The sequence below is a fragment of the Paraburkholderia ginsengiterrae genome (assembly GCF_001645125.1).
In the GTDB taxonomy this organism is placed as follows: Bacteria; Pseudomonadota; Gammaproteobacteria; order Burkholderiales; family Burkholderiaceae; genus Paraburkholderia; species Paraburkholderia ginsengiterrae.
On record NZ_LXKA01000098.1, the window covers coordinates 97,683 to 120,741 of the forward strand.

A 23,059-nucleotide genomic window follows, 5' to 3' on the forward strand; every position below is an offset into this window, starting at 1 on the left:
GCAGTAACTGCGCCTGGCTTTTCTGGATGGCGGCGGTGGCATTCGACGCCCATATGCGAAACGGCAATGCTTAGCGATTTGACTTCCTATCGGCACGATTCTCCCCGATGCGGACACTGCGGTAGTCCGCTGAATGGCCGTTTCGCGCGCTGTCCTTCGTGCTTCCGGCTTACCAACGATTCGCTCAGCTTGCATTCCGTGCAGCCTCCCGTGCTGCACGTCCGATTCAACGATTCCCCACCGATACCCAGACACCGCGTGGCATCACGCAAGATCTGGAGGCCGTCGTCGCGCGCGCTGGTCAATGTCTACGACACGGTTGAAGATGTCGAAGCGGTCGTGATCCCCGCGCCGCTTCATCAGCGTCTGCGGCGGCCGCTCTTGCTGGGTGCTTCGCTGGTGGTGGCGGCGTCCGCGGTGTATCTCGGTTTCGTTCACGGCAATGACTTGAGAGTCGGCACGCCTGTCGCCGTGTCCGGCAAAGTGCAGGAGCAAAACGGAAAGGCGGTGGCTGCGCTGCCTCAGAAGGCCGTCACTGCTGCCGCTCGGAAGCCAGTCACTGCGGGCATCCAGAAGCCTGCAACTACTGTTGCTCAGAAACCCGTGACGACGATCACTCAGAAACCTGTAACTGCTGTCGCGCAGGCGCCCGCAACTACTGTCGCTCAGAAACCCGCGACGGCTGTCACCCAAGCGCCTACAACCACTTTCGCTCAGAAGTCCGTAATGGCTGTCGCCCAGCCGCCTGCAACGACTGTCGCGCAAAAACCCGCAACTGCTGTCGCCCATGCGCCTACAACTAATGTCGCTCAGAAATCCGTAACCACTGTCGTCCAACCGCCTGCAACCGCTGCCGCTCAGAAGTCCGTAATGGCTGTCGCCCAGCCGCCTGCAACGACTGCCGCTCAGAAACCCATAACCGCTGTCACCCAAACGCCTGCAACCACTATCGCCCAGAAATCCGCAACCGCTATCGCCCAACCGCCTGCAACCTCTACCGCTCAGAAATCCGTAGCCGCTGTCGTCCAACCGCCCGCAACCGCTATCGCTCAGAAATCCGTAGCCGCTGTCACCCAAACACCTGCAACTCATGCCTCGCAGAAACCAGTAACGACTGTCGCCCAGACGCCCGTCACCGCGACCGCTCCGAAGCCCTCGACGGTTGCCTCGCAAAAACCCGCACCTGTCGTTGCACAGCAGCAGCCTACAACCATCGCCACCGCGCGACCCGCACCCGTGAGCGCCCCGCCGGTTCCGCCCACGGCTGTACGCCGCGCCACCTCCGTCGCCAACGTCGCCACAGTCGCCTCCATCAGCCCCGAAGCGGCGCGTAATCCCGGCAGCAGGACAGCAGCCAATCAGCCGGACAAGCCGCGCGTGGACGTGTCGCGGCACATCCGAGCCGCGCGCATCGATTTGCAGGCCAACAATCTGACGGCGACCAAAGCGCGTCTCTCAGCCGCCATCGCGGCCCAGCCGGACAACCGCGACGCATTGAACATGCGCTCGACGGTTCGCACGCGCGAACAGCAGCGCGACGCACTACTGAGTCTCGCGCGGGGCTGCGGATATATCGCGCACTGGAACTGCGTCGCGCACAACGCCGGCATTGCGCTAAACATCGATTCGAGCAGCAAGGAAGCGCAGCGTCTCGCCGCGCTCGCCAAACGCGAAACGCAATTGCAGATGCCACCGCCGGCTGAACCCGTCGCCGAGCAGCCACCCGAGACGCGCGATGTGAGCGGCCATCATTGACCGCCCGTCGCGCTGCCGTCAGGCCAGCGTGGCAAACGCCTATGAAAGTTCGCGCGCGGCGTCCTCACGGGCCGGGGCGGCGACACACACCTGATGCGCAATCGCACGATAGCGCGCGGCGGTATCCCCGAGCGTAAGACCAGCCAGCGAGCGTTGCGCTCGCGCCTGCCCTAGCGCCGCGACCACAGCGTCGGCATAACACAGCACATCGTCGGTATCGATCAGTTGGACGCCCGGATATCCGGTGGCGAAGGCAAACGCCGGAATGTTGCTCGCCACGATCGGCACACCGGACGCAAGCGCCTCGAGAAACGCCACGCTATGCGCCTCGGAGCGTGACGGCATGACGAACACGCTCGACTCCGCCAGAACTGTCGCAATGTCGGCACGGGGGCCGGCCACCACGACGCGCTCCGCAATGCCCAACGCTCTCGCCTGCGCGACCACCACGTCCTGATAAGACGGATCCTCGACAACCCCATACAGCGTGAGGCGCGCGTCTCTCACGCGCTTGAGGACCTCGCTGAAAGCGCGCACGGTCAGAAGCTGATTCTTCACCGGCGCATAACGGCCGACCTGCACCACCTGCGGTCCATGGCCGCTGCGCGCAACACTATCCGTGAAGGCAAAGCGCCCGAGGTCCACCCCGTTCGGCACCACGGTGATCGAAGGATGAGGCCCGATGGCCTCGGTGTAATCCGTCACCCCTTGCTGCGATACGCTGATCACCGTCCGCGCCCGCGCCGATAGAACAAGTTCGATGCGCCGGAACAGCGGCCGCTCGAAGTCGTTGATCGCCGAATGCATGACGTAGACAACCGGCACGCTCACCGGCAACGCACGCGCGTAGAAGGACGGAATGGTGGCGTGCGCGAAAATCACATCCGGACGGAAGCGCCGCACCGCGACGAACAGATTCCACAGCTTGCGCGGCATGCGGTGCCGCCGCCGCGGAAACCAGCATTGCACGCCATGACGCTGCAGATCGTCATGCAAAGACGCGAAGTCGGCGTGCGAAGGCAGCAGCGACGCCACGCACGCCGTCATACCCGCGGCGCACTGATCGAGCGCGAGGTCCTTCGCGAGCACTTCCGCTCCCGATAAACGGGGAGCCAGAACCAGATGAAACACGCGCATCACGGCGTCCTTGCCATCAACGTCCTGAACAACATCCACGCCGCGGCAAAGCCAAGGCCCAGCGTCATGGACCAGGCAATACCCGTCACCCCCCACCAATGAACGGCGGGCGGCACGCTCAACAGCAGCACGACAACCTGGATCACCGACGCATGCGCGGTCGCCTTCGCGTCGCCGACCGCGCGCAGATAAGCGACCAGCACCGCGATCAACGCACCGATTGCCATGTTGATCACGAGGATTCTGAACAGCGGCACCGCCGGCAGCCACGCCGCGCCGAGAATCAGCGAAAAGAGCGGCTCGGCCACCAGCCTCAGCACCTCGACGAACACAGCCAGCCCGATCGCGATCAGCAGCAGGTAGAGCTTGATGATCCGCGCCGCCGCCTGCGGACTTCTGCGGTGATGCGCGGCGAAGGTGGGGAACAGGTACTGCGACATGGCGATCGCGGCATCCGCGAGCAGCATCTGCGCGAGCCGCGACGACATCTGATAGGCGCCCAGCTGCGCCGGGCCCAACAGCTTGCCGACCACGACCTTGTCGAACTGGTTGAGCAGCAGATTGATCACGCTGCTCGCCCAGATCCAGCGGCTGAAACCGACATAGTGGCCAATTCCCGACCACACTGCGCGAATCGGCGGACGCGGATTCATCGTCGCCCACGTCAGCGTGCTTTTCAGGCTCTCGCCGGCCACGAGGCCGATCAGCACCGAGACCGCCCCCACGCCGAAATACGCGAGCGCGAGTCCGATCGAACAATCGACGAACGCCGCCGCCACTTCCACCCCGGCAATATGCTGGAAGCGCCGCTCACGCTGCACCACGTAATACGCGGGCGAAGCCAACCCGCGCAGCAACGGCAGCAATGCGGCGAGCTGGATCAGCACGAGCGAGCCGCTCAGATGGAACTGGCTGCTCAGCAACGGCGCGAGCGCCACCAGCAGCAGCGAAATGAGGACGCCTCGCGTCGTCAACGTCGTCCACACCGCGCCGAGTTGCGAACGTGTCGGCGGATGTTCGCCTTGAATCACCGCCTGCGCGAGGCCGGTGTCGGAGAGCGCCTCGGCAATCGCCACCGCGAGCAGCGCAACGCTCACGCTGCCGATCGCAGCCGGCCCGAGCATCCGGCCAATCGCAAGGAATTTGATCGCCACCAGTCCACGCACGGCGAACTGTTGCAGCAGGACCCACGTCGCCGCACTCGCGCCGAAGCTGCCCGCCATCGAGAACGCCGGTAACCTGATCGCCCGCAAGCTGTTTCTCCGTCGAAAACGCAGCGCTGTGAAATCAGCCGCGCCGCGCGATGTCAGACATCGCTGCGAACGCCACCGGCGCATAATGAGTTAGGTCGCCTTGCGAAGCTGGCGAAGTCTTTCATCGGAACATGCACGACCTTACCGCGAGCGGATCGGCAACAACCGCCATCAGCCAGGCCCGTTCAGCCGAAGCCGGCGGCCGCTGGTACGGTGTCGCACAAAGCGCGCCAACTCAGCGGGTCCGCTCGTGCCGGCGATGCTACCGTTGTCCGGCTGGCGCCACGCGCGCGCCTTCCAGCCGGTACTTTTTTCCGCAACGCACATGGCAACCGACGCAATGGAACAAGACTACGTCCTGATTGTGGAACCGAATCTCACTGGCCACCGTTGGCGCTATGTCGAGTGGATCATGCAGGCCTGCGCGGAGGCCGGTTATCCGTGCATGCTCGTGACCGAATGCGCCAACGAAGATCACCGGCTGCCACGGCAGATCACCGCCGCCAACCGCCCGGACCAGCAGATCGCCTTCGTCGATCCTGACGAGCGGCCCCGCAGCCGCCTGCGCGAGCCCAACGACTACTGGCGCTTTCACCACTATTTCTCACGCGTGCATACGATCATCAGCCGCATCCAGGCGATCCGTCTCGTCGTGGTGCCGTACGTCGACTATTTCTTCTATTCACTGCCGTTTCTCGGCTCGCCTTTCGGCAACACGCCGTGGATCGGCATTACGATGCGCGCGACGTTCCATCATCACAAGGTCGGCATCAAGGCGCCCGATCGTCCGGTCGTCAATGCAGTCAAGGCGCAGCTCTTCAAACGCGCGGTCCGCACGCCCGGTCTGCGCACCCTGCTGACGATCGATCCCACCTTGCCGGAATGGGCGGCGCACCATACGTCGAAGCGCAGCGCGGCCGTCGCTTACGTGGCCGACCCGTTTCCCGACGAGCGCGCGGAAGACCCCGCGCTGGCCCGCGAGCGCCTCGGACTGGATCCCGCGCAGCGCTATCTGCTGGTGTACGGCTCGATCACCGAACGCAAGGGAATCTACGAACTGGTGCACGCGTTGACGCGTCTCGAGCATGCGCCCGCGCTGATAGTCGCCGGCGAACAGGACGAGAGCACGCGTCATTTCATGCGCAACAACGTGCGCAGCCTCAACCCTGCGCCGGTCGTGCTCGACACCTTCATTTCCAACGACACGGAGCGCGACCTGTTCTCCGCATGCGACGCGGTATGGCTCGGCTATAAGGGGCACTACGGCATGAGCGGCGTGCTCGTGCAGGCCTACCGGTTCGGCAAGCCCGTGATCGCCACGGAAGACGGTTTGATCGGCTGGTTCAGCCGGCGCTGCGAACTGGGACCGATTCTGAGCGACCTGAGCTCCGCCTCGATCGGTCGCGCGATTACGGAGGCCATGACGTCGTGGCCGCACGAGCCGCAGGCCGTGTCGTCCACGCACGAAGATCTGTTGTCCCGCAACACGCTCGGGCAATTCAAGCAGACCTTGCTGCAGCAGATGGCCTGATTCCGCGCAGCTCCCTGGAAAAACACGAGGCGCTCATCATGACGATGAGCGCCTCGCTATACATAACACGGAATGGCGGTCCGCTACGTCGGTAGCTGTCTTTCTTCGCCACGTGCCGGGGGCAACGGTTCAACCGTCGTCACGGGCACTTCCGCGCGCACCGCACTGCTGCGCTTTTCCGGGAACAGCGCGTTGCGCATCAGCAGGAACGGGTATTCGATCGCACGCGTGGTCACGTAGCCGATTGTGATCGCAATAGCAGACTGTGCCGCAATCGCAAGAATCCAGATCAGGCTCGGCGCGAGGCCCAGTGCAGTCGCCTTGCGAATCAGGATGTCGCCGGGCGCGAGCGCGAGCGAATGCCACAGGTAAATGCCGTACGAGTAGAGGCCGATCCACGCCACGCCGCGATAGATCCACGACTTGCTCAGCGACCCCGAGTATTCCAGCACCAGCACGATCAGCGCGGCAAAGCCGATTGCCTGGATCGTGTAGCCGATGCTTTCGTCGAGCGCGAGATGCTTCGTGGCCAAAGCAAGCCATGCGCAGAGCAGGAGGACGCTGACGATCAGAAGCCATTTGCGCTTCGCGAGCTGCTGATAGACGCCGGGCTTCATCCAGTAGATCGCGGCGAGAATCACGCCGATCAGCAAGCTGTCCATACGATATTGCGTGTAGGCAAAGGCTCCGTCCAGATTGCCGCCCGCCACGGCGAAGCAACGCGCGGTGAGCACCACTGCGCAGATGCCGGTCAGGATGCTCACGATCGTCCACGCGCCCAGACGCCAGCGCGCGAATAGCAGCAGAATCGCCGGCAGGAACAGGTAAAAGTGTTCTTCGACCGCAAGACTCCAGGTCTGCGTAATCGACGTCCCCAGATAGTTTTGCAGGTGGGTCAGGTTCTGGACCAGGAACGTATTCAACGGATGGCGTCCGGCCAGCACATGAAAGACGATCAGCACGTAATACGCGGGCCAGATGCGGAAAATCCGCCGCACAATAAAGCGCCGCGCGTCGACGTGACCGGTTTCGGCGTACTGTCGAAGCAGCAGGCCGCCGACCAGAAAACCGCTGAGCGTGAAGAACAGGTTCACACCTTCCCGGCCGAAATTCTTCAGCGGGTATTCGATGATCTGGATCAGATAATTGCCGGTATGAACGGCGTGAAAGTGAAAGCCCATCACCGCGATAATCGCGATGCCGCGCACGAAGTCGAGCTCGACTGACCGGCCGGCTTTTGAGGGTCTCGCCCCGCCGAAAAATTTCATTTTGGTCCCCCTGTCTTCTTTCGAGGGCGCGTGGCCCTGTTTGCATCTTCGGTGCCAGCAAACGTGCGTGCGCGCCAACTTCAAGGCATTGACCGACAACCTGCACAAATATGCGAATGCGTCGTAAAGGTTACCCTTTCTCCTGTCGCCAGAACCCAGGCAATGATCGACTAATGCGGTCCAGGTCACTAACCACCATAGAGATTCCTTCACAATAACCCGATGCGAGACCGTCTGCTGTAGACCGACGGCAAAACGAAGGCGACGGGGAGGAATCAGTAATGCGCCACCAGTACGGAACGCCCTGGATCTGGATTTTTCTGCTGCCGCTTGCGCTGGACTATAAGGCGACCGACGCAAATACGGGTCACTTCGCACAGTTCGTGTTCGTCATTCCGGCGTTCGCGGCGGGGCTCGCCCTCCTGCTGATCGCGCCACGCTTTCACGAGCGCTCGCGGCTGCGCTCGCTCGTCACCTGGAGCGTGCTGCTATGCGTGCTCGGCAGTATCGTCGCCCAACTGATTCAGGGTAACGACACCGGCAATTATCTGCGGACCCTGTTGCCGTTCCTGCTCTTTATGCTGGGCTATCTCGTGGCGTGCCGCCCGTGGAGCGAATCGCGCATTACCCAGTTCGAGAAAGCGCTATTCGTGGGCAATGTCATCAGCCTCGTGTTCACTTTTGTCTACGGTATCCTGACGAGCGGCGATTTCGAAGAAGTGCGCTACCGCATCGTCTCCGTGACACTGCTGGGCCTGCAGGGCGTGCTGCTGCACGAATTCGTCGTGGCGAAGCGTTTTTCCGCCACCACCGTCGCGATTTTTGCCGCCTCCCTCGTCGTCGAATTGCTGAGCGTGACCCGCAGTCTGCTGGTCGGCACCGTGCTGCTGTTCCTCATCGCCATGGCCCTGAGCGCGCCGACGATGCGGCAAATCTGGCGCGCGGCCAACCGCAGCATCGTCATTGGCGCGGTGCTCGCCGGCATGGCCGGCGTCGCGATGCTGGCGTTCCCGACGGTCGCCGAACACTGGACGCAGCGTATCTTCGCGTCCGAGGAAACGCGCTCTGGCAAGGATCCGACCACGATCACGCGGCTCGCGGAAATGCGTGACCAATACGACCAGGTGACCGCGGAGCCGGAAACGCTATTGTTCGGCGAAGGCTACGGTCACTATTACCACTACTCACCCCTCTATCTGCCGGATCTTGCCGATCAGATCAGCGAGCAGGACTTCTACGCGATCAATGAATATGCGGCCGGTCATAATTTCTGGGTCTATCAATTATTCGCCGGCGGCCTCGTATTCGGCATCGCGATGCCGTTGGCCACGCTCGCCGCACTGGCAGTCTGCTTCTTCTCATATCGCTACTGGCGCTCGGTCGTGCCCGACGCGCCCATGCTGCCCGTGCTCGGGCGCGCCATCATGCTGTTCGCCGCGTTGCCGGCCACCTCGATTGGCGGCAATCCGCTAGGGCCGCGATTTTCGGGTCTGGTATTCGGTGTCGCCCTCGGCTTGATGATCGCCACCCATGCGCGCTTGCAGCGCGCGCTGCCGGCACGCGTGAGGCGCAGCAGGCCCCGGCCGCCGTCGTGGCGACCGGAGCTCATGCCCGAACTGCCAGGCCGGATCCAACCCGGCACGGGCCGCGCCGACCTCGCCGCCACGCTTGGCATGTCGCGCACGAGCAACAGTGCTTCCGATGCCGGCTCGCTCGGCGCGCTCGTGCCGCACACCTCGCCCGCGCATCGCCCCAACCGACCCAATATCGTCCGATGAAAATCCTCCACCTGCTTGCAAGCGTCGACCCGCGCGCCGGCGGTCCGGTTGAAGGCGTGCGGCGCAGCGGCGTAGCCATGCAGGACGCCGGGCACGAGATCGAAGTTGCCACTTGCGACGCCCCAGGTGAAGCTTATCTGTCGGCCTTTCCGTTTCCGGTCCACGCGTTCGGCCCCACCAGCAGCCGCTACAGCTACAGCGAACGCCTCGGGCCGTGGCTCGCCGCCAACGCGAAGCGCTTCGACGCGGTGATTGTCCATGGCTTGTGGCAATACCACGGCCTCGCCGCGTGGAGAGCACTGCGCCGCAGCGAGGTGCCGTATTACGTGTACGTGCACGGCATGCTCGACCCGTGGTTCAAGGAAGCCTACCCGCTCAAGCATCTGAAGAAGTGGCTGTACTGGCCGTGGGCCGAGTACCGCGTGCTGCGCGACGCGCGCGCTGTCCTCTTCACGACCGAGGAAGAGCGCACGCGTGCGAGGCAGTCGTTCTGGCTGTACCGGGCGCGTGAACGGATCGTGCCGTTCGGCACGGCGGTGCCGCAGCTCGAAGCAGCGCGGGTGCGCGAGGCCTTCCTGCAATCACAACCTGGCTTGCGCGGCAAACGCATCGTGCTGTTTCTCGGCCGCGTGCATGCGAAAAAAGGCTGCGATCTGCTGATCGACGCGTTCGCGCGCGTCGCCGGCCGCGACCGAACGCTGCACCTCGTGATCGCCGGGCCTGACGAAACAGGTTGGACCGCGACGCTGCATGCGCAGGCACAGGCGGCCGGCATTGCGCATCGCGTGAGTTTGCCGGGCATGCTGCAGGGCGAGCTCAAGTGGGGTGCGTTTCATGCGAGCGACGTGTTCGTGCTGCCTTCGCATCAGGAAAACTTCGGCGTGGCGGTTGCCGAGGCGCTCGGCTGCGGACTGCCGGCGCTGATCTCCGACAAGGTCAACGTGTGGCGCGAGATCGAAGCCGACGGCGCGGGCCTGGTCGCGGCCGACACGGTGGACGGCACCGAAAAGAATCTCGTGCGCTGGCTCGAACTCGACGACGCGGCGCGCGACGCGATGCGCGCCCAGGCAACCCGCACCTTCAATGCGCGCTTCCGGATCGAGACCATGGTCAATGCGCTGACCGCGCTGCTCGAGACAAAAGGCGCTCACGGCGACGCGCGCGGGAACCGGCTCACCACGTTGCGCGAAGCGTCCCAGCAAAGCCGCTAACGCGCGACGGTCGCGATAGCGGGCGCTCCCGCGAGTGTTCCACCCAAACGAAAACGGCGCGCTTGCTGCGCGCCGTTTTCGTTTGCGCTCATTCTCCGCTCACGGTTCCTTCATGAACGGCGTCAACGTGGACGCCGCAATGGGCAGCGTGCCGACCTGAGACGGCCCCTGATTCGGCATCGTGGCACTGTTCGCGGCCTCGACCCGCGTATCGCCGACCACGCTCGGCAAATCCAGTTGCCGCACCAGATGGCCCGCCAGACGCAGCGACAATGCGGCAATCGTGATGGTCGGAAAATTGGCGCCGACGGTCGGAAACACCGAACTGCCGCCGACATACAGATTGCTGATGCCGTGCACCTTGCAATCGCGATCGACCACGCCCTCGCGCGGCGAATCGTGCATGCGCGTGGTGCCCATGTGGTGCCATGTACCCTCCAGTTTCGCCGGCCACGCCCGGCCTTCGAGCGGCGCGTCGAGCTGAACGTCGGCCACCTGCGCCGTCTGCAATTCCTGCGCGAACAGCTGGAAGGTTCTGTCGAAGGTGCGTTGCACCTGTTCGCCGAGACGCCACTCCACCCGCACGCGCGGCATGCCGAAGCGGTCGCGCTTGTCGGCCGACAACGTGACCCGGCTGTCCGGGTTAGGCACGGCTTCGACAATGGCCTGCAGCGTCACGTCGGTGATCAGCGCCGGCAATTGCAGGAGCCGCGCCAGACCGTAACCCACGGTGTGCAGCGGATGCGCGACCATGGTGCCGATATCCCGCTTCAGGCTGCGGCCGGGCTGATCCTTGCCCATCAGCGCTTCCTTGCAATGGATCAACGCCTCGGAGCCCGCACTGCCTTCGCCGTACCACTTCGAGTAAATCCATACGCGCGAATTCAGCAGCTGCTCGCGTTCCATCCATGCCTGGGTCGGCGCAAACTGCGACGAGATCTTGGTACCGTGCGCGGAGACCGCGGCATTCTGATAGTGATACTTGATGTCGTACAGCTTGTTGCGCGCGACGCCGGGACGGAACCGCACCCGCCCCGACATCATGCGCGGATGATCCATGAAATAGCGGCCCACCAGATCGTTGGCATTGCCGAGGCCATGGGCCTGGACATCGTTCGATGCAAGCAGCAGGCGCGCGTTTTCAATGCCGCCCGTGGCCAGCACGAAAATCCTTGCATTGACCGACAGCCTGCGTCCGCTGATCGTGCCCACTCTTACCCGGGAAATCGTCGTGCCTTGCGCATCGGCGTCGATATTGAGCACGTTCGCGTGAAGGAACACGCGCACCCGCGTCGAGCGCGACAGTTCCTCGCGATACACCTTGCCGAAACGCACGGGCGGGCTGAACTGCGCGACCGTATCGCGCAGGTCGCCGGTCGCGAGCGGCAGACGGCGCACGTCATGGCGTCCGATCTCGCGCTCCCAGTAGGCCGGGTCGAAATTCTGCGGGCCGAGTTTCAGCAGTTCATGCGTGCGCGCGTAGTACGGGGCCAATTCATCGAGGCCGAACGGCCAGCCGCTATGCGCGATCCAGTCGCGCTTCTCGAAGTCCCACGGATCGAGCGGACGGCACCAGCCGCCCCAGCAATTGCTGCTGCCGCCGAAGTAGCGGCTGCGCGAGCCGTCCGCGAAGGTATAGGGAAGCCCGATGTTCTCGCCGCGGTAGAGGTCGCGGGTTTGATCGTCCGGACCGAAGCCACCGCTTTCCAGCACGCACGTCTCGACGCCCGCTCTCGACATCTCGAGCGCAAGCGTGATCCCCGCCACGCCGGCGCCGATGATGCACACCGTCGTCTCAATGACGGTGTTTTGTTCAACAGTACGCGTATCGATGAACATCCAGTGCTCCCATCTTTAGCACGCATTTTTTGAGCGCGTCACGGCCGGGCAGCAAGAGCAGCCGGACAAGCCACGCACACGTCGCAGCCGGAAACTTCTATGGCTTGCCGCGAGCGCCGATCAACTGGCACGATAGACCTTCCCCGCACGGCAACCGGCGTTTCCGGCAATACGACCTCGGTCTCCTCAGCGTACAAACGCTGCGGGTTTTTGTCTGTGGTTCAGGTCACGGAGTCAAACCGTTTCCGGATAAAGCGGCAAGGGTTTCCGCCATATACGCCTTCAGGTTCCAGCGAACGGTGCACGACCGACAACGGCGTCACCACCGCGGAGCGGCCGATCGTCACGCCCATTTGCACCACACACTTCGACGTGATCCACACACCGTCTTCTATAACGATCGGCGCGACGCGTAATTCCATCGTGGTGCTCATATCGTGCGAGCCGGTAGTAAGAAACGTGCCCTGAGAAATGCACACATTCGAGCCGATGCGAATCGGCGCCTGGTTGTAGATCCAGACGTCGACACCGAACCAGCACTTGTCGCCCACTTCGAGGTTCCACGGCGCCTTCACGCGCAGCGGATGCACGAACCGGCAACCGGTGCCGATCTTCGCGCCGAAGAGGCGCAATAACGCCACGCGCACGAACGACAGCGGCAGCAGTTTGTTGTTGATTACACAGGCTTCGACCACAAACCAGATAAGCTCGATCAGGGCGCTGCGCCTCGCCTCGTAATTACCCTTTCCGGCCTGCCCCAGATCGATGACACGGCCCTTCTCGCCTGCCGCCCCGGCGCGAGGCAAGCCCCCAATCTGCGGATCGTCGGCAATGTTACCCATCAGCTTTCTCCGAACCACGAACAGTGGTAAACATAGGCAGGCCTGCGAACTATCTTCTCACCATTATGTTGCGGTGCCGCGCGTGACCTGACCGCGTGGCTGTGCAGGCAAGCGTTTTGGCGCTTATACGCGTACAGGTTGGCGCACGATAGCTGTATATCGACTGCATCTCTCCGGGGACCACAATGACCACCTTGCTTCGGCACACCGCCACCGGCATGTTTCTCGCGATCGCCTCGTGCACCATGCCGGTGTTCGCGCAGAACGCCGCGCCCAAACCGGCTGCGCCCGGGCCGGCCGTCGCCGCGACGACGCCCACCGGTTATGGCGCCCCGCTGCCGCCTCCCGTCGACCGGCGTGCCGCGCAGCGCACCAGCGAGCAGACCTTGCTCGGTGCTCCGCAGGAATACAGCGCCGACGGTATGGCGCAAGGCAACACCGACGACGCCCAGCGCACTGCGCTGCTCAACGAACAGCGCATGACCGTGACCGGTCCCGGACAAGCCGCAAAAGCCGGGCCTGCCAAGGGGCTGCGCAAAGCACCGGCGGCGAAAGGTCAGGCGAACGGCCAGGCGCGCGTAGCCGGCCAGCCGGCACGTCAGAATGCGGCCGACGGTTTGATGCCGCAAGGCGCGGCGAAAGCCGCTTACGCCGATCCGTACGATGCCGGCAAGCACGCTGTCTATCGTTCCCCGTGGTGATATCTCATTCATGACAGACGCGCGCGCCGGATCAATCCGGTGCGGCCTCCTCTGTGGCGGCCGGTTTTCGCCTGCGCCGCAGCACGACCCCTGAAGGCGTCGCGCCGAATGCCGGCGCCGCCGCTTTGATACGCCGGCCTCCCACCGCGCGCGAGAGCATCGCAAGCCGCTCCTCGAAGGTGCGAATCGTCGATTCCGGCGAGAACGTGCGCTCCGCATAAGCGCGCGCGGCTTTGCCGAGCGCCGCGCGGCGTTCGGCATCGCCGGCCAGCACCGTGATGGCCGCCGTCAACGCCTTCACGCTGTCCGGCGGAACGACCACGCCACGCGGCGACACCGCTTCGTAAAGCGCCGTGCCGCGACGCGCCATCGCCACGGTTGCGCGGCCGCTCGCGAACATGCCGGTGAGCTTGGACGGCATGACGAGATCCGCCGCATCGCCGCGTTGCGGCAGCACATGAATGTCAGCGAGATTGAGCAGCTCGTTCAGGCGTTCCCCCGGCTGCAGCGGAAGAAACAGACAATTCGTCAGCCCCGCGCAGCGCCGGATCAAACTTTCCTTCGCGGCGCCGCAGCCACAGAATACAAACGTGATGTCCGTACGCGCGGCCAGCGCGACCGCGGTGTCGGCGAGCGTTTCGATGCCCTGCTTCGCACCCATGTTGCCGGAGTACAGCACCACTTTCTGTCCGGGCGGAATGCCAAGCAGCTCCCGGTAATCGCTCGGGCGCGACAGCGGAAAGATCGCCGACACATCGACCCAGTTGGGCAGGCAAACGACCCGCGACGGCGCGACCCCCTTGGTCATCGCGCGCGCGCTCATCTGCCGCGTGATCGACGACACCACATCGAAGCGCCGCAGCAATACGCTTTCGATCCAGCGGGCCACATGCGCCACGCGCGAGCTTTTCAGAAGGCCCAGACCAAATGCGGCGTCAACCTCGTAGTCCTGAATATGCAGCCACGTGTTGGCGCGCGCGGCGCGTGCCAGCATCAACGCGCCCGGCGCGCACATCAGGGCCGGTGCGACCAGCATCACCGCATCGGGGCGCCACAGCGCCTGCCACGCGAGCAGCGGCAGCGAACTCGCCGCAAAGCTCGCCAGATGCAGCAGCCGCGTCAAGCCGCCCGGATGTGACGGCACCCACAGCGGCGCGCGCCAGATCTCCACCCCGTCGCGCATTTCACGCTGATACCGCCACGAAGCGTAGCCCGTCCCGACACGCCAGTCCGGGTAGTAGGGCGGCGCGCACACCACGCGAACTTCGTGCCCGCGGCTGGCCAGCAGCACGGCCATCTCGGCCGTGTACTTGCCTACCCCCGTCAGCTCGGGCGCGTAGTTGATGCCGTGGATCAATATCTTCATTATGGCTGCCAGAACAAGTTAGAACGTCGCGCGCTCGACACGGCCTTCAGGCGAATCAGTCGCTCAACATCAGTGCACAGCCGCGGGCAATATTGGCCGCGGCGGAAGGCGGATCGAAGCGGCGAATCACGTCCATGCAGCGGCGCGCGGTGCCGCCCGCATCCGCGAAGGCTTCCATGGCTTTGAGCATCGTGCGCTGCAACGCGGGGACGTCGCCCGCGGTAAACGCATAGCCGCTCACACCGTCGATCACCAGCTCCGGCACGCAGCCGCAACTCTCGCTGACCACCGCCGGGCAGCCGTGCGCGAGCGCCTCGTTGACCACGAGTCCCCACGGCTCGCTGTAACTGGGCAGCACCATGCAGGTCGCGCCGTAATACTCGCGTGTCAGCGGCTCGTCCTGCAGACTGCCGGCGAACGTCACCGCATCGCCGAGTGCGAGATCGGCCACTTTGGTATGCAGCACATCGGCCATCGGCCCCGTGCCGACAATGCGCAACTTCGCCGCCGGAATCCGCCGGCGCAAGCCGGCGAACGCCTCGATCAACGTGCCGATGCCTTTCTCCTCCGAAAGACGCCCCACGTACAGAAACACCGGCGGATTGCCCGCCCGCGCGGCGACGCGCTCGACCAGCGCGCGTTCGGGCGAGAACGAACCCGGCAACGCGGCCGCCTGGCACGGCACGAAGATCTTGTCGCCCTTCGCGCCGAGCGACAGCAGATACTCGCGGCTGCGCTCACCGAATCCGAAGTAGCCGTCGCAGAGCGCGAAAAACACCCGCTTTGGAATCGACGTCAGCAGCTTCTTGGGCCGGTCGCGCGCCGTCGAATCGCAGAACACCGCACGGCGCTTGCCGGTTACGATGCACGCCGCGAGCATGGCCCAGTATTCCGGACGGTGATAACCCGGCAGCACGATCAGATCCGACTTGGTGCGCAGGACTTCCCAGGTGAGCCGCGCGATCAGCTTCAACGTCGGCACATCCTCATAGCAGCCGTCGAACAGCTTTTGCATGGGATAGCGGTGAAACGAATAGTCGACATCGGAAAAACCGACCCGATCGTGCTCCGTATCCGCGATCTGCACCATCGAGTAGTGAATTGCTCCGGATGCCGAAATGTTATGCAACGCAGAAAACACGACACCCTTATGGCGCGACCACACGACGTTGTGGAAGATCGTGACTGACGCTGTCATTTTTATGCCACTCCTCGAAATTTCGTCCCGTGTGCAACGCGCCCGGCGCGCCTGCACAGCGTCTCCTGCGGTCCGGTCCTTCAGCTCAAAAACGCGTCGAAGCGGCAATCCGTGCGCCTAAGCCTGCATGGCGGCAGCGGGCGTCGAACCGGCTAGCGATTCGACGAACCCGCGATAGGTGGACGCGATGCCGTCCGCCAAAGCGGTTCTCGCCTGCCAGCCCATTTGCGCGAGGCGCGAGACGTCGAGCAGCTTGCGCGGCGTGCCGTCGGGTTTCGACGCGTCGAACACGAGTTCTCCCTCGAAGCCGACCACCTTGCAGATGCACTCGGCCAGCTCGCGAATCGACAGATCCTCACCCACGCCGACGTTGAACAGGCCATCGGTCACGTTGTGCTCGAGCACGAACAGCGTGGCCGCGGCCAGATCGTCGACGTGCAGGAATTCGCGGCGCGGCGTGCCCGAGCCCCACACCGTCAGCGTGGCGTCGCCGTTCAGCCGCGCTTCGTGCGCCTTGCGCAGCAGCGCCGGCAACACATGGCTGCTGTTCAGGTCGTAGTTGTCGTTCGGGCCGTACAGATTGGTCGGCATCAACGCGACGTACTGCGTGTTGTACTCGCGGTTGTACGCGTCGCACAGCTTGAGGCCCGCGATCTTCGCGATCGCATAGGCGTCGTTGGTCGGCTCGAGCGGCGAGCTCAGCAGATACTCTTCGCGGATCGGCTGCGGACATTGCTTCGGATAGATGCACGACGAACCGAAAAACACCAGCCGTTCCACCTTCGCGCGGTAAGCCGCGTGGATCACGTTGGTTTCGATCACGAGGTTTTCATAGATGAACTCGCCCGGCTGAGTCGCATTCGCGAGAATGCCGCCCACACGGGCGGCCGCGAGCAGCACCACGTCGATCGGTTCGCTTTGGAAAAAGCGGTTCACGGCCGCCTGATCCGTGAGGTCGAGCTCCGCCCGCGTGCGGGTAATCACGTTGTGATATCCCTCGGCGGCCAGACGCCTGACCAGCGCGGAGCCGACCATACCCCGGTGCCCCGCGACGAAGATGCGTGCTTGTTTGTTCATCGCAATTACTCGTGATGTTCCAGTGCCGTGAATCCGGCCAGCGTGACCAGCGCGTCGCGGCGTGCAATCTGATAGTCGGCGCGCACCATTTCCTTGACGAGCGAGGCGAACGAGGTGGTCGGCTGCCAGCCGAGCTTCGCGTGCGCCTTCGACGGATCGCCCAGCAGCGTCTCGACTTCGGCGGGCCGGAAATAGCGCGGATCGACGCGCACGATCACGTCGCCGGGCGACATCTTGATCTCGCGCCCTTCCACCTTCTCGACGATGCCGACTTCATCCACACCGGTGCCTTCGAACCGCACGGTTACGCCCAATTCGGCCGCGGCATGCTGGACGAACTGACGCACGCTGTACTGCACGCCGGTCGCGATCACGTAATCCTCCGGATGATCCTGCTGAAGCATGCGCCACTGCATCTCCACGTAATCGCGCGCATGACCCCAGTCGCGCAGCGCTGACAGATTGCCGAGATACAGCGTCTTCTGCATGCCGACCGCGATGCGCGCGACGGCGCGCGTGATCTTGCGCGTCACGAAAGTCTCGCCGCGCACCGGCGATTCGTGATTGAACAGAATCCCGTTGCAGGCAAAGAGCCCATAGGCCTCGCGATAATTCACCGTGGTCCAGTAAGCGAACAGCTTGGCGACGGCGTACGGACTGCGCGGATAGAACGGCGTGGTCTCCGACTGCGGCACCTGTTGCACGAGTCCGTACAGCTCAGAGGTCGAGGCCTGATAAAAACGCGTCTTGTCCTGAAGCCCGAGAATCCGGATCGCTTCCAGAATCCGCAAGGCGCCCAGACCGTCCGCGTTGGCCGTGTATTCCGGTTCCTCGAACGACACCGCGACATGGCTCTGCGCGGCCAGGTTGTAGATCTCATCCGGCTCGACCCGCTGGATCACGCGCAGAATGCTGGTCGAGTCGGTCAGATCCGCGTGGTGCAGAAAGAGTCGCTGATCCGGATCGTGTGGATCGCGGTAAAGGTGGTCGATCCGGTCGGTATTGAACAGGGACGTCCTGCGTTTGATGCCATGCACGTCGTAGTCTTTGGCGAGCAGCAGCTCCGCCAGATACGACCCGTCCTGTCCAGTGATGCCGGTGATCAGCGCGACCTTACGTTTCATGGAGCGTTCTCCTCGTTTAGCTTGTCTATTGCCGTGCCAGGATCCCGTTGAGCGGCCGGCCGCAGGCCGCTACTTCAACCGGCGATGCTGTCGTACCCGTAGTAACCACCCTGATAGCCCGAACCGAGGAATGCCCCTTCCTGCGGCACGTCGGTCAGCAACACGCCTCTGAGCGCCACGCCGCCGTTGCGCAGCCGCTTGGCCGTCTCCAGGATCTCGTTGAGCGGATGGCGGCCGTGGCGCACCACCAGCAGCGTGGTGCCCGCGTACTTGCCGATCACGGTCGAGTCGGTCACCGCCAGAACCGGCGGCGTGTCGACGATCACGAGGTCATAGTGCGACTTCAGTTCGTCGAGCAGCGTTTCGAAGCGCTTGCTCATCAGCAGCTCGGCCGGATGCGAGGGCAGCGAGCCCTTCGAGAGCACGTCGAGGCCGGGCAGCACGTCGCGCTGGATCATCGAGCCCAGGTCGCCTCCGTTCAGCACATCGGACAGACCCGGCTGATGCGCGACGCCGAAATGCGAGTGCACGTCGCCGCGCCGCATGTCGCCGTCGATAATCAGCACGCGCTTGTTCGCGGAGGCCACCAGCGCCGCCAGATTCACCGACAGGAACGACTTGCCGGCGTCCGGCCGCGAACCGGTGATCATCACCACGTTGTTTTCAGCGTGGTCGAGCGAGAGCTGCAGCGAGGTGCGCAGATTGCGCACACCTTCCACGGCGATGTCTTCCGGCGCCTGTTGCGCGAGCACATGCAGGCCGCTTCGGCGCAGCATGACGTTTTCCTGCAGCTTCAACTGGTTCTGACTGCGCGGCACAGCCGCGAACACCGGCACGCCGAGCACTGATTCGAGTTCGTCCGGACGCTCCACGCCACCGTACATGGCGCGCTTGAAGAAGGTCAGCATGATGCCGAGCACGAGGCCGCCGCCGAGCGCGATCAGGATCGCGATCACGCGCTTCGGACGCACGGGTTCGTCGGGCGTTTCGGCGAAGTCCACCACGCGCACGCTGCCCACTTGCCCGGCCTTCGCCACGCGCAGTTGCTGCGCGCTGTTGAGCAGATTGGTATACAACTCCGTGTCGACGTGCACGTCGCGCAACAGACGCAATGCGGTCTGCTCCGTGTCCGGCATCACCTCCACGCTGCGGTTCATGTTGGCCTGGGCACCTTGCAACGCCGCGATCTGCGCGTCGAGTGCGGCCACCGCCGGGTGACTCGCCGTGAAGCGTTGCGACATCTCCGCGCGCTGCTGCTGCAGATCGAGCAGCTTGGTCTTGTTATCGACGATCTGTTGCAGCAGCAGGCGGCTTTCCTCACCGAGGTCGACCGTGCCATGTTGGTTGCGGAACTTGTTGTAGCGCTGTTCGGCTTCGTCGAGTTCCTTGCGCAAGCCCGGCAGTTGCTGATCGAGGAAGGCCAGCATGTGCTCCGCTTCGGTCGAACGGCTCTCGACGTCCTGCCGCACGAACTCGCGTGCCATGCTGTTGACGATCGCCGCGGTCAGGCCGGCGTCGCCGCCTTCGAGACTCGCGCGAATCACGCCGGACTGCAGCGTGGTTTCCTGCACGACCATGGCCTTTTGCAGCCGGTCCACCGTGCTCAGCGTCGAAGCGCGCTGCAGTTCGAAACGCGAACCGGGCGCGCCGGTCAGCTTGTCGACGTGCAACGCGATCGGGCCGTCGGCGGTATCCGTTTGCACGGTCTCGCCGACTTTCCCCGACAGAATCGCAATGCCGTTCTTGTCGCGCAGCACATACGCTCCTTCATTGCCGGCAATCAGCGTGAAGGTCGTGTCGTACATCTCCTTCGAAGTGTCGAACTGCGACACCGCAATGCTCTCGTTACCCCATGCATAGCCCGACAGGTTGATGAACTGCGGCAGCTTGAAGCCCCACTGCCCGTTCACCAGCCCCGCGATCATCCCGCCAATGATCGGCAGATAACGCGGGGTGGCCGTAATGTCGAGGTGCAGCTTCTTGACGGTTTCTTCCGTGACGAGACGCGACTTCAGCAACTCGATCTCGGCCGCCGTCGACGGCTTGGTGTCGAACATGCCGGTCAGCGGCGGCAAGGCTTCCTTGCCGTTCGCATTGTTGGCATTGGCCGTCTTGTCCTCGACGTGGAACAGGACATCCGCGCGATACGTCGGCGGCGCGAGGAAGGCGTACGCGCACCCCAGCGCGAGCGCGATCAGCGTCACCATTACGATCGTGCGCCAGCCCCGCACGATCGTCCGCAGATAATCCGACAAATGCAGCTCGTCCGGTCCGGACACGTCGATATAGCGGTTTTCGAAGTTGATTGCCATTTTGGTCACCCAGCAAAGCCCGGCGGTTCAAGGTCACGTTGCACGTTTATCATTTCGCAAGAACTGCACCCGTTACAGCAGCGTTAATCGCCGGCAGCAACAGATTCAACACACGATTGAAGCGGACCAGGCTGCCTTGACCCACGTACACCACGTCCTTCGGCTGCAGTTCGAACTGGTTGGCGAGCACCATCGACACCGGCGAGGTCGCGTCGAGGTGATACACCTGCGGCGAGTCGCTGGTCGAATTGCGGATCACGAATAGTTGCCGTGGCGCGGACGTGTTCGAGTCGAAGCTGCCGCTGTCGGAAAGCGCCTGCGAGAGCGTCAGCGAGCCGTTGCGCATCGGCAGGACGGTGGCCGGCTTGTTGACTTCGCCCATCACGTAGACGCCGCTGTCTTCGCGTGCCGCCACGCGCACCATGTCGCCGGGCTGCAGATAAATGTCCCCTGGGTTGTGGCCGTGCTTGATCAGGTCGTCCACGTTAAGCTGATAAGTGACACCATTACGGACCAGGTCCACGCGGCTGCGGTCGGCAGTCCCATTGAAGCCGCCGCTCAGGCCGATCGCGTTCGTCAACGACATCGGCACGTCGTTGAACGATTGAGCGCCCGGCAAGCGCACTTCACCGTCGACATAAACCTGCGACGCGCGGAACGACGCGACGCGCACGGTCACCTCAGGCTTCTGGTAGACCTTGCTAAGACGCTTGTACAGTTCCTTCTGGATCGTCGCGACGTCCTGGCCGGCCACGTGCACCGTGCCGGCATACGGGAACTGCACATCGCCGTGTTCGTCGATCAGGAAACCGGGGGCCGCATCCGTCGTCTTGGAGTTTGCCGCGGGCTGACCGAGCGCCGCCGCGAGTTCCGGGTGATCCCACACGACGATCTGCAGCACGTCGCCGGGGCCGACGCGGTACACCGGCGGTTTGCCGAACAAGGCCAACGTCTGCGGCGGGATCGTCGCGGACGACTGGTTCATCTTGCGCAGCAGCGCGAGATTGATGTCGGTGATCGGAATCTGCTGTTGCGCAGACGGATCCGTACTGTAATCACCACCCGTGTCCTGAATCGCCGCCGGCGTAATCATCCGCTGGCCGGGTACAGCTCCGCATCCGGAGATCAGTGCCGCAGTAGCGAAAACCAGAATACTTCCCGTGCGTATACCAAGCGAGCTCATAGTATTTCCTCCTTGTGCCACGACGTATTCCTCGGGGGAGTTAGCGCGTGGCAGGCTTGTTAACTACTTAGTAAGCGTTTCGATGCACCAGTCCGGCGACTATCGTCGCGCCGATAATCCGCATGTCGAGCGCGAACGACCAATGCCCCAAGTAATACAGGTCATGTTCGACACGCCGCTCCATCTTCTCGATGCGGTCGGTTTCGCCTCGAAAGCCGTTTATCTGCGCCCACCCCGTGATACCCGGCTTGATCCGATAGCGATTGATGTAGCCCGCGACCACTTTCTGATAGAGGTCGTCGTGCTCGAGTGCATGGGGACGCGGTCCTACGACCGACATGTCGCCACGCAACACGTTGAAGAATTGCGGCAGCTCGTCGAGGCTCGTGCGGCGCAGAAATGCGCCCACTTTCGTGACGCGCGGATCGTCGCGCGTGGCCTGGCTGAGGGTGCCTTTTTGCTCGGTATGCAAACGCATCGAGCGGAACTTGTAGATCGTGAATACGCGGCCGTCCGCGCCTTTGCGCTTCTGTTTGAACAGCACCGGACCGCGCGACGAGAGCTTCACAGCGATGGCAATCGCGAGCAGGATGGGCGCCAGCCCGAGCAGCGCCGTCGCCGCGAACAGGCGGTCGAAGATTTCCTTCTTCAGCATCGAACTGGCGGACAGCGGCGAGGCGACCAGGTTGATGGCCGGCACGCCGAGCAACTCGATCACGCCGCTGCCTTCGAATAGCGCAAGACTGCGCACGTCCGGCATGAAGCGGATGTTCACGAGATCGTCACGAAACTGGCTGACGAGCGAGCAGATCAACGGCTCCTCGGCAAGCGAGAGCATCAGCCAGAGTTCGTGCACGTCGTTGGTCCGCATATAGCCTGCCAGCGCGTCGACCGTGTCGAACACGGGCACGCCCGGACTGGTGACGGGAGAGACGTCCGGCCGCGCGTTGAAGACCGCGGTGGCGCGAAAGCCGCTGGTCGGCGACGAACCGATACGGCGGATGATCGCGTCGCACTGTGAACCGCTGCCGACAATCGCCACCTGGTGCAGGTTCATACCGGCGCTGCGGGCGCGCGCCAGCACGGCGTGGGCGATCAGCCGGTAGGCGATCAGCAGTCCGCCGGTCACCGCCGTCCAGTAGGAAAACCACAGCCGCGACACGAAGTCGGCACGATGCAGCGAATACATGAGCACGAGCGCGCAGGCCTGCACCATCAGCCATGCGAGCGACACCTGGCCGGTCAGCGCCAGCTTGGAGCGGCCGCGCCACGAGTCGTACACCCCGAACGCCGGAAAAATGGCCAGCGCGAAAGCGGCGCAAAACATCACGAGCGCCCAATAGAACCCGGTTTGAGCGAGGTAATCAAAGCGAATCTGCGACGCAACCGCCGCCCCCGCCAACACCAACGCGACATCGAAAATTCGCGCGAGTAAATCCTGAAACTTGCGCATTTTGCTTACCTCGTTCTTGCCGTTCTTGTCC

Annotated in this window: 17 protein-coding genes; 5 read left to right on the plus strand and 12 right to left on the minus strand. The window is 63.6% G+C overall.

The annotated features are described in order from the left end of the window. The first annotated feature begins 66 nt into the window (after positions 1-66). The gene (locus tag A6V37_RS41690) at positions 67-1,755 is read left to right on the plus strand and encodes a hypothetical protein (RefSeq protein ID WP_131799960.1); all 1,689 of its coding nucleotides are present in this window, start codon (positions 67-69) and stop codon (positions 1,753-1,755) included. A gap of 39 nt (positions 1,756-1,794) precedes the next feature. On the opposite strand, the gene A6V37_RS07355 is transcribed toward A6V37_RS41690, so the two are convergent. Together A6V37_RS07355 and A6V37_RS07360 are read right to left on the minus strand one after the other, a co-directional pair. Then, positions 1,795-2,892 (minus strand): glycosyltransferase family 4 protein, encoded by a 1,098-nt coding sequence (locus A6V37_RS07355; protein ID WP_064272449.1) that lies wholly within the window; start codon positions 2,890-2,892, stop codon positions 1,795-1,797. Then, the gene (locus A6V37_RS07360; RefSeq protein WP_064272450.1) at positions 2,892-4,145 is read right to left on the minus strand and encodes an oligosaccharide flippase family protein; all 1,254 of its coding nucleotides are present in this window, start codon (positions 4,143-4,145) and stop codon (positions 2,892-2,894) included. Before A6V37_RS07360 ends, A6V37_RS07355 begins: the two co-directional genes overlap by 1 nt. A 325-nt stretch (positions 4,146-4,470) precedes the next feature. Between A6V37_RS07360 and A6V37_RS07365 the strand changes: the two genes are divergently transcribed. Further along, entirely contained in the window at positions 4,471-5,676 is a 1,206-nt protein-coding gene (locus A6V37_RS07365; protein WP_064272591.1) for a glycosyltransferase, read from the plus strand. 83 nt (positions 5,677-5,759) lie between these two features. On the opposite strand, the gene A6V37_RS07370 is transcribed toward A6V37_RS07365, so the two are convergent. Further along, on the minus strand, positions 5,760-6,944 hold the full coding sequence (locus A6V37_RS07370) for an acyltransferase family protein (protein WP_064272451.1): 1,185 nt from the start codon (positions 6,942-6,944) through the stop codon (positions 5,760-5,762). 281 nt (positions 6,945-7,225) lie between these two features. Here A6V37_RS07370 and A6V37_RS07375 point away from each other — a divergent pair, with 281 nt between their 5' ends. Both A6V37_RS07375 and A6V37_RS07380 read left to right on the plus strand, forming a co-directional pair. Beyond that, the gene (locus tag A6V37_RS07375; protein WP_064272452.1) at positions 7,226-8,722 is read left to right on the plus strand and encodes a hypothetical protein; all 1,497 of its coding nucleotides are present in this window, start codon (positions 7,226-7,228) and stop codon (positions 8,720-8,722) included. Continuing rightward, positions 8,719-9,933, plus strand: coding sequence for a glycosyltransferase (locus tag A6V37_RS07380; protein WP_064272453.1), 1,215 nt, complete (start codon positions 8,719-8,721; stop codon positions 9,931-9,933). The genes A6V37_RS07375 and A6V37_RS07380 overlap by 4 nt, the downstream gene beginning before the upstream one ends. Positions 9,934-10,032: 99 nt before the next feature. Here A6V37_RS07380 and A6V37_RS07385 read toward each other — a convergent pair whose 3' ends face one another. Together A6V37_RS07385 and A6V37_RS07390 are read right to left on the minus strand one after the other, a co-directional pair. Next, positions 10,033-11,772, minus strand: a complete 1,740-nt coding sequence (locus tag A6V37_RS07385; protein WP_064272454.1) for an FAD-dependent oxidoreductase — start codon at positions 11,770-11,772, stop codon at positions 10,033-10,035. A 221-nt stretch (positions 11,773-11,993) separates the two neighbouring features. After that, positions 11,994-12,614 (minus strand): DapH/DapD/GlmU-related protein, encoded by a 621-nt coding sequence (locus A6V37_RS07390; protein ID WP_064272455.1) that lies wholly within the window; start codon positions 12,612-12,614, stop codon positions 11,994-11,996. Positions 12,615-12,799: 185 nt separating this feature from the next. Here A6V37_RS07390 and A6V37_RS07395 point away from each other — a divergent pair, with 185 nt between their 5' ends. Beyond that, positions 12,800-13,315, plus strand: a complete 516-nt coding sequence (locus A6V37_RS07395) for a hypothetical protein (RefSeq protein WP_064272456.1) — start codon at positions 12,800-12,802, stop codon at positions 13,313-13,315. A gap of 31 nt (positions 13,316-13,346) precedes the next feature. Here A6V37_RS07395 and A6V37_RS07400 read toward each other — a convergent pair whose 3' ends face one another. From A6V37_RS07400 to A6V37_RS07430, 7 genes are all read right to left on the minus strand, one after another. Further along, positions 13,347-14,681 (minus strand): glycosyltransferase WbuB, encoded by a 1,335-nt coding sequence (locus A6V37_RS07400; RefSeq protein WP_064272457.1) that lies wholly within the window; start codon positions 14,679-14,681, stop codon positions 13,347-13,349. A 55-nt stretch (positions 14,682-14,736) separates the two neighbouring features. After that, on the minus strand, positions 14,737-15,879 hold the full coding sequence (locus tag A6V37_RS07405) for a glycosyltransferase family 4 protein (RefSeq protein ID WP_064272458.1): 1,143 nt from the start codon (positions 15,877-15,879) through the stop codon (positions 14,737-14,739). 117 nt (positions 15,880-15,996) lie between these two features. Continuing rightward, complete coding sequence (locus A6V37_RS07410; RefSeq protein WP_064272459.1) at positions 15,997-16,956, minus strand: GDP-L-fucose synthase family protein; 960 nt, start codon at positions 16,954-16,956, stop codon at positions 15,997-15,999. Positions 16,957-16,961: 5 nt separating this feature from the next. Further along, positions 16,962-18,080 carry a GDP-mannose 4,6-dehydratase gene (gene gmd / locus A6V37_RS07415; protein WP_064272460.1) on the minus strand — a complete coding sequence of 373 codons (1,119 nt, stop codon included), beginning with the start codon at positions 18,078-18,080 and terminating at the stop codon, positions 16,962-16,964. Positions 18,081-18,154: 74 nt separating this feature from the next. After that, positions 18,155-20,392 carry a polysaccharide biosynthesis tyrosine autokinase gene (locus tag A6V37_RS07420; protein ID WP_064272461.1) on the minus strand — a complete coding sequence of 746 codons (2,238 nt, stop codon included), beginning with the start codon at positions 20,390-20,392 and terminating at the stop codon, positions 18,155-18,157. A 49-nt stretch (positions 20,393-20,441) separates the two neighbouring features. Then, positions 20,442-21,575 carry a polysaccharide biosynthesis/export family protein gene (locus tag A6V37_RS07425; RefSeq protein WP_064272462.1) on the minus strand — a complete coding sequence of 378 codons (1,134 nt, stop codon included), beginning with the start codon at positions 21,573-21,575 and terminating at the stop codon, positions 20,442-20,444. A gap of 67 nt (positions 21,576-21,642) precedes the next feature. Then, the gene (locus A6V37_RS07430) at positions 21,643-23,028 is read right to left on the minus strand and encodes an undecaprenyl-phosphate glucose phosphotransferase (RefSeq protein ID WP_064272463.1); all 1,386 of its coding nucleotides are present in this window, start codon (positions 23,026-23,028) and stop codon (positions 21,643-21,645) included. Between the last annotated feature and the right edge of the window lie 31 nt (positions 23,029-23,059).

Coding starts and splice junctions, on each gene's coding strand:
- A6V37_RS07400 (WP_064272457.1), bottom strand. CDS start 14,681: ATGAAGATATTGATCCACGGCATCAACTACGCGCCCGAGCTGACGGGG.
- A6V37_RS07425 (WP_064272462.1), bottom strand. CDS start 21,575: ATGAGCTCGCTTGGTATACGCACGGGAAGTATTCTGGTTTTCGCTACT.
- A6V37_RS07395 (WP_064272456.1), top strand. CDS start 12,800: ATGACCACCTTGCTTCGGCACACCGCCACCGGCATGTTTCTCGCGATC.
- A6V37_RS07370 (WP_064272451.1), bottom strand. CDS start 6,944: ATGAAATTTTTCGGCGGGGCGAGACCCTCAAAAGCCGGCCGGTCAGTC.
- gmd (WP_064272460.1), bottom strand. CDS start 18,080: ATGAAACGTAAGGTCGCGCTGATCACCGGCATCACTGGACAGGACGGG.
- A6V37_RS07385 (WP_064272454.1), bottom strand. CDS start 11,772: ATGTTCATCGATACGCGTACTGTTGAACAAAACACCGTCATTGAGACG.
- A6V37_RS07405 (WP_064272458.1), bottom strand. CDS start 15,879: ATGACAGCGTCAGTCACGATCTTCCACAACGTCGTGTGGTCGCGCCAT.
- A6V37_RS07420 (WP_064272461.1), bottom strand. CDS start 20,392: ATGGCAATCAACTTCGAAAACCGCTATATCGACGTGTCCGGACCGGAC.
- A6V37_RS41690 (WP_131799960.1), top strand. CDS start 67: ATGCTTAGCGATTTGACTTCCTATCGGCACGATTCTCCCCGATGCGGA.
- A6V37_RS07365 (WP_064272591.1), top strand. CDS start 4,471: ATGGCAACCGACGCAATGGAACAAGACTACGTCCTGATTGTGGAACCG.
- A6V37_RS07410 (WP_064272459.1), bottom strand. CDS start 16,956: ATGAACAAACAAGCACGCATCTTCGTCGCGGGGCACCGGGGTATGGTC.
- A6V37_RS07375 (WP_064272452.1), top strand. CDS start 7,226: ATGCGCCACCAGTACGGAACGCCCTGGATCTGGATTTTTCTGCTGCCG.
- A6V37_RS07380 (WP_064272453.1), top strand. CDS start 8,719: ATGAAAATCCTCCACCTGCTTGCAAGCGTCGACCCGCGCGCCGGCGGT.
- A6V37_RS07430 (WP_064272463.1), bottom strand. CDS start 23,028: ATGCGCAAGTTTCAGGATTTACTCGCGCGAATTTTCGATGTCGCGTTG.
- A6V37_RS07390 (WP_064272455.1), bottom strand. CDS start 12,614: ATGGGTAACATTGCCGACGATCCGCAGATTGGGGGCTTGCCTCGCGCC.
- A6V37_RS07355 (WP_064272449.1), bottom strand. CDS start 2,892: ATGCGCGTGTTTCATCTGGTTCTGGCTCCCCGTTTATCGGGAGCGGAA.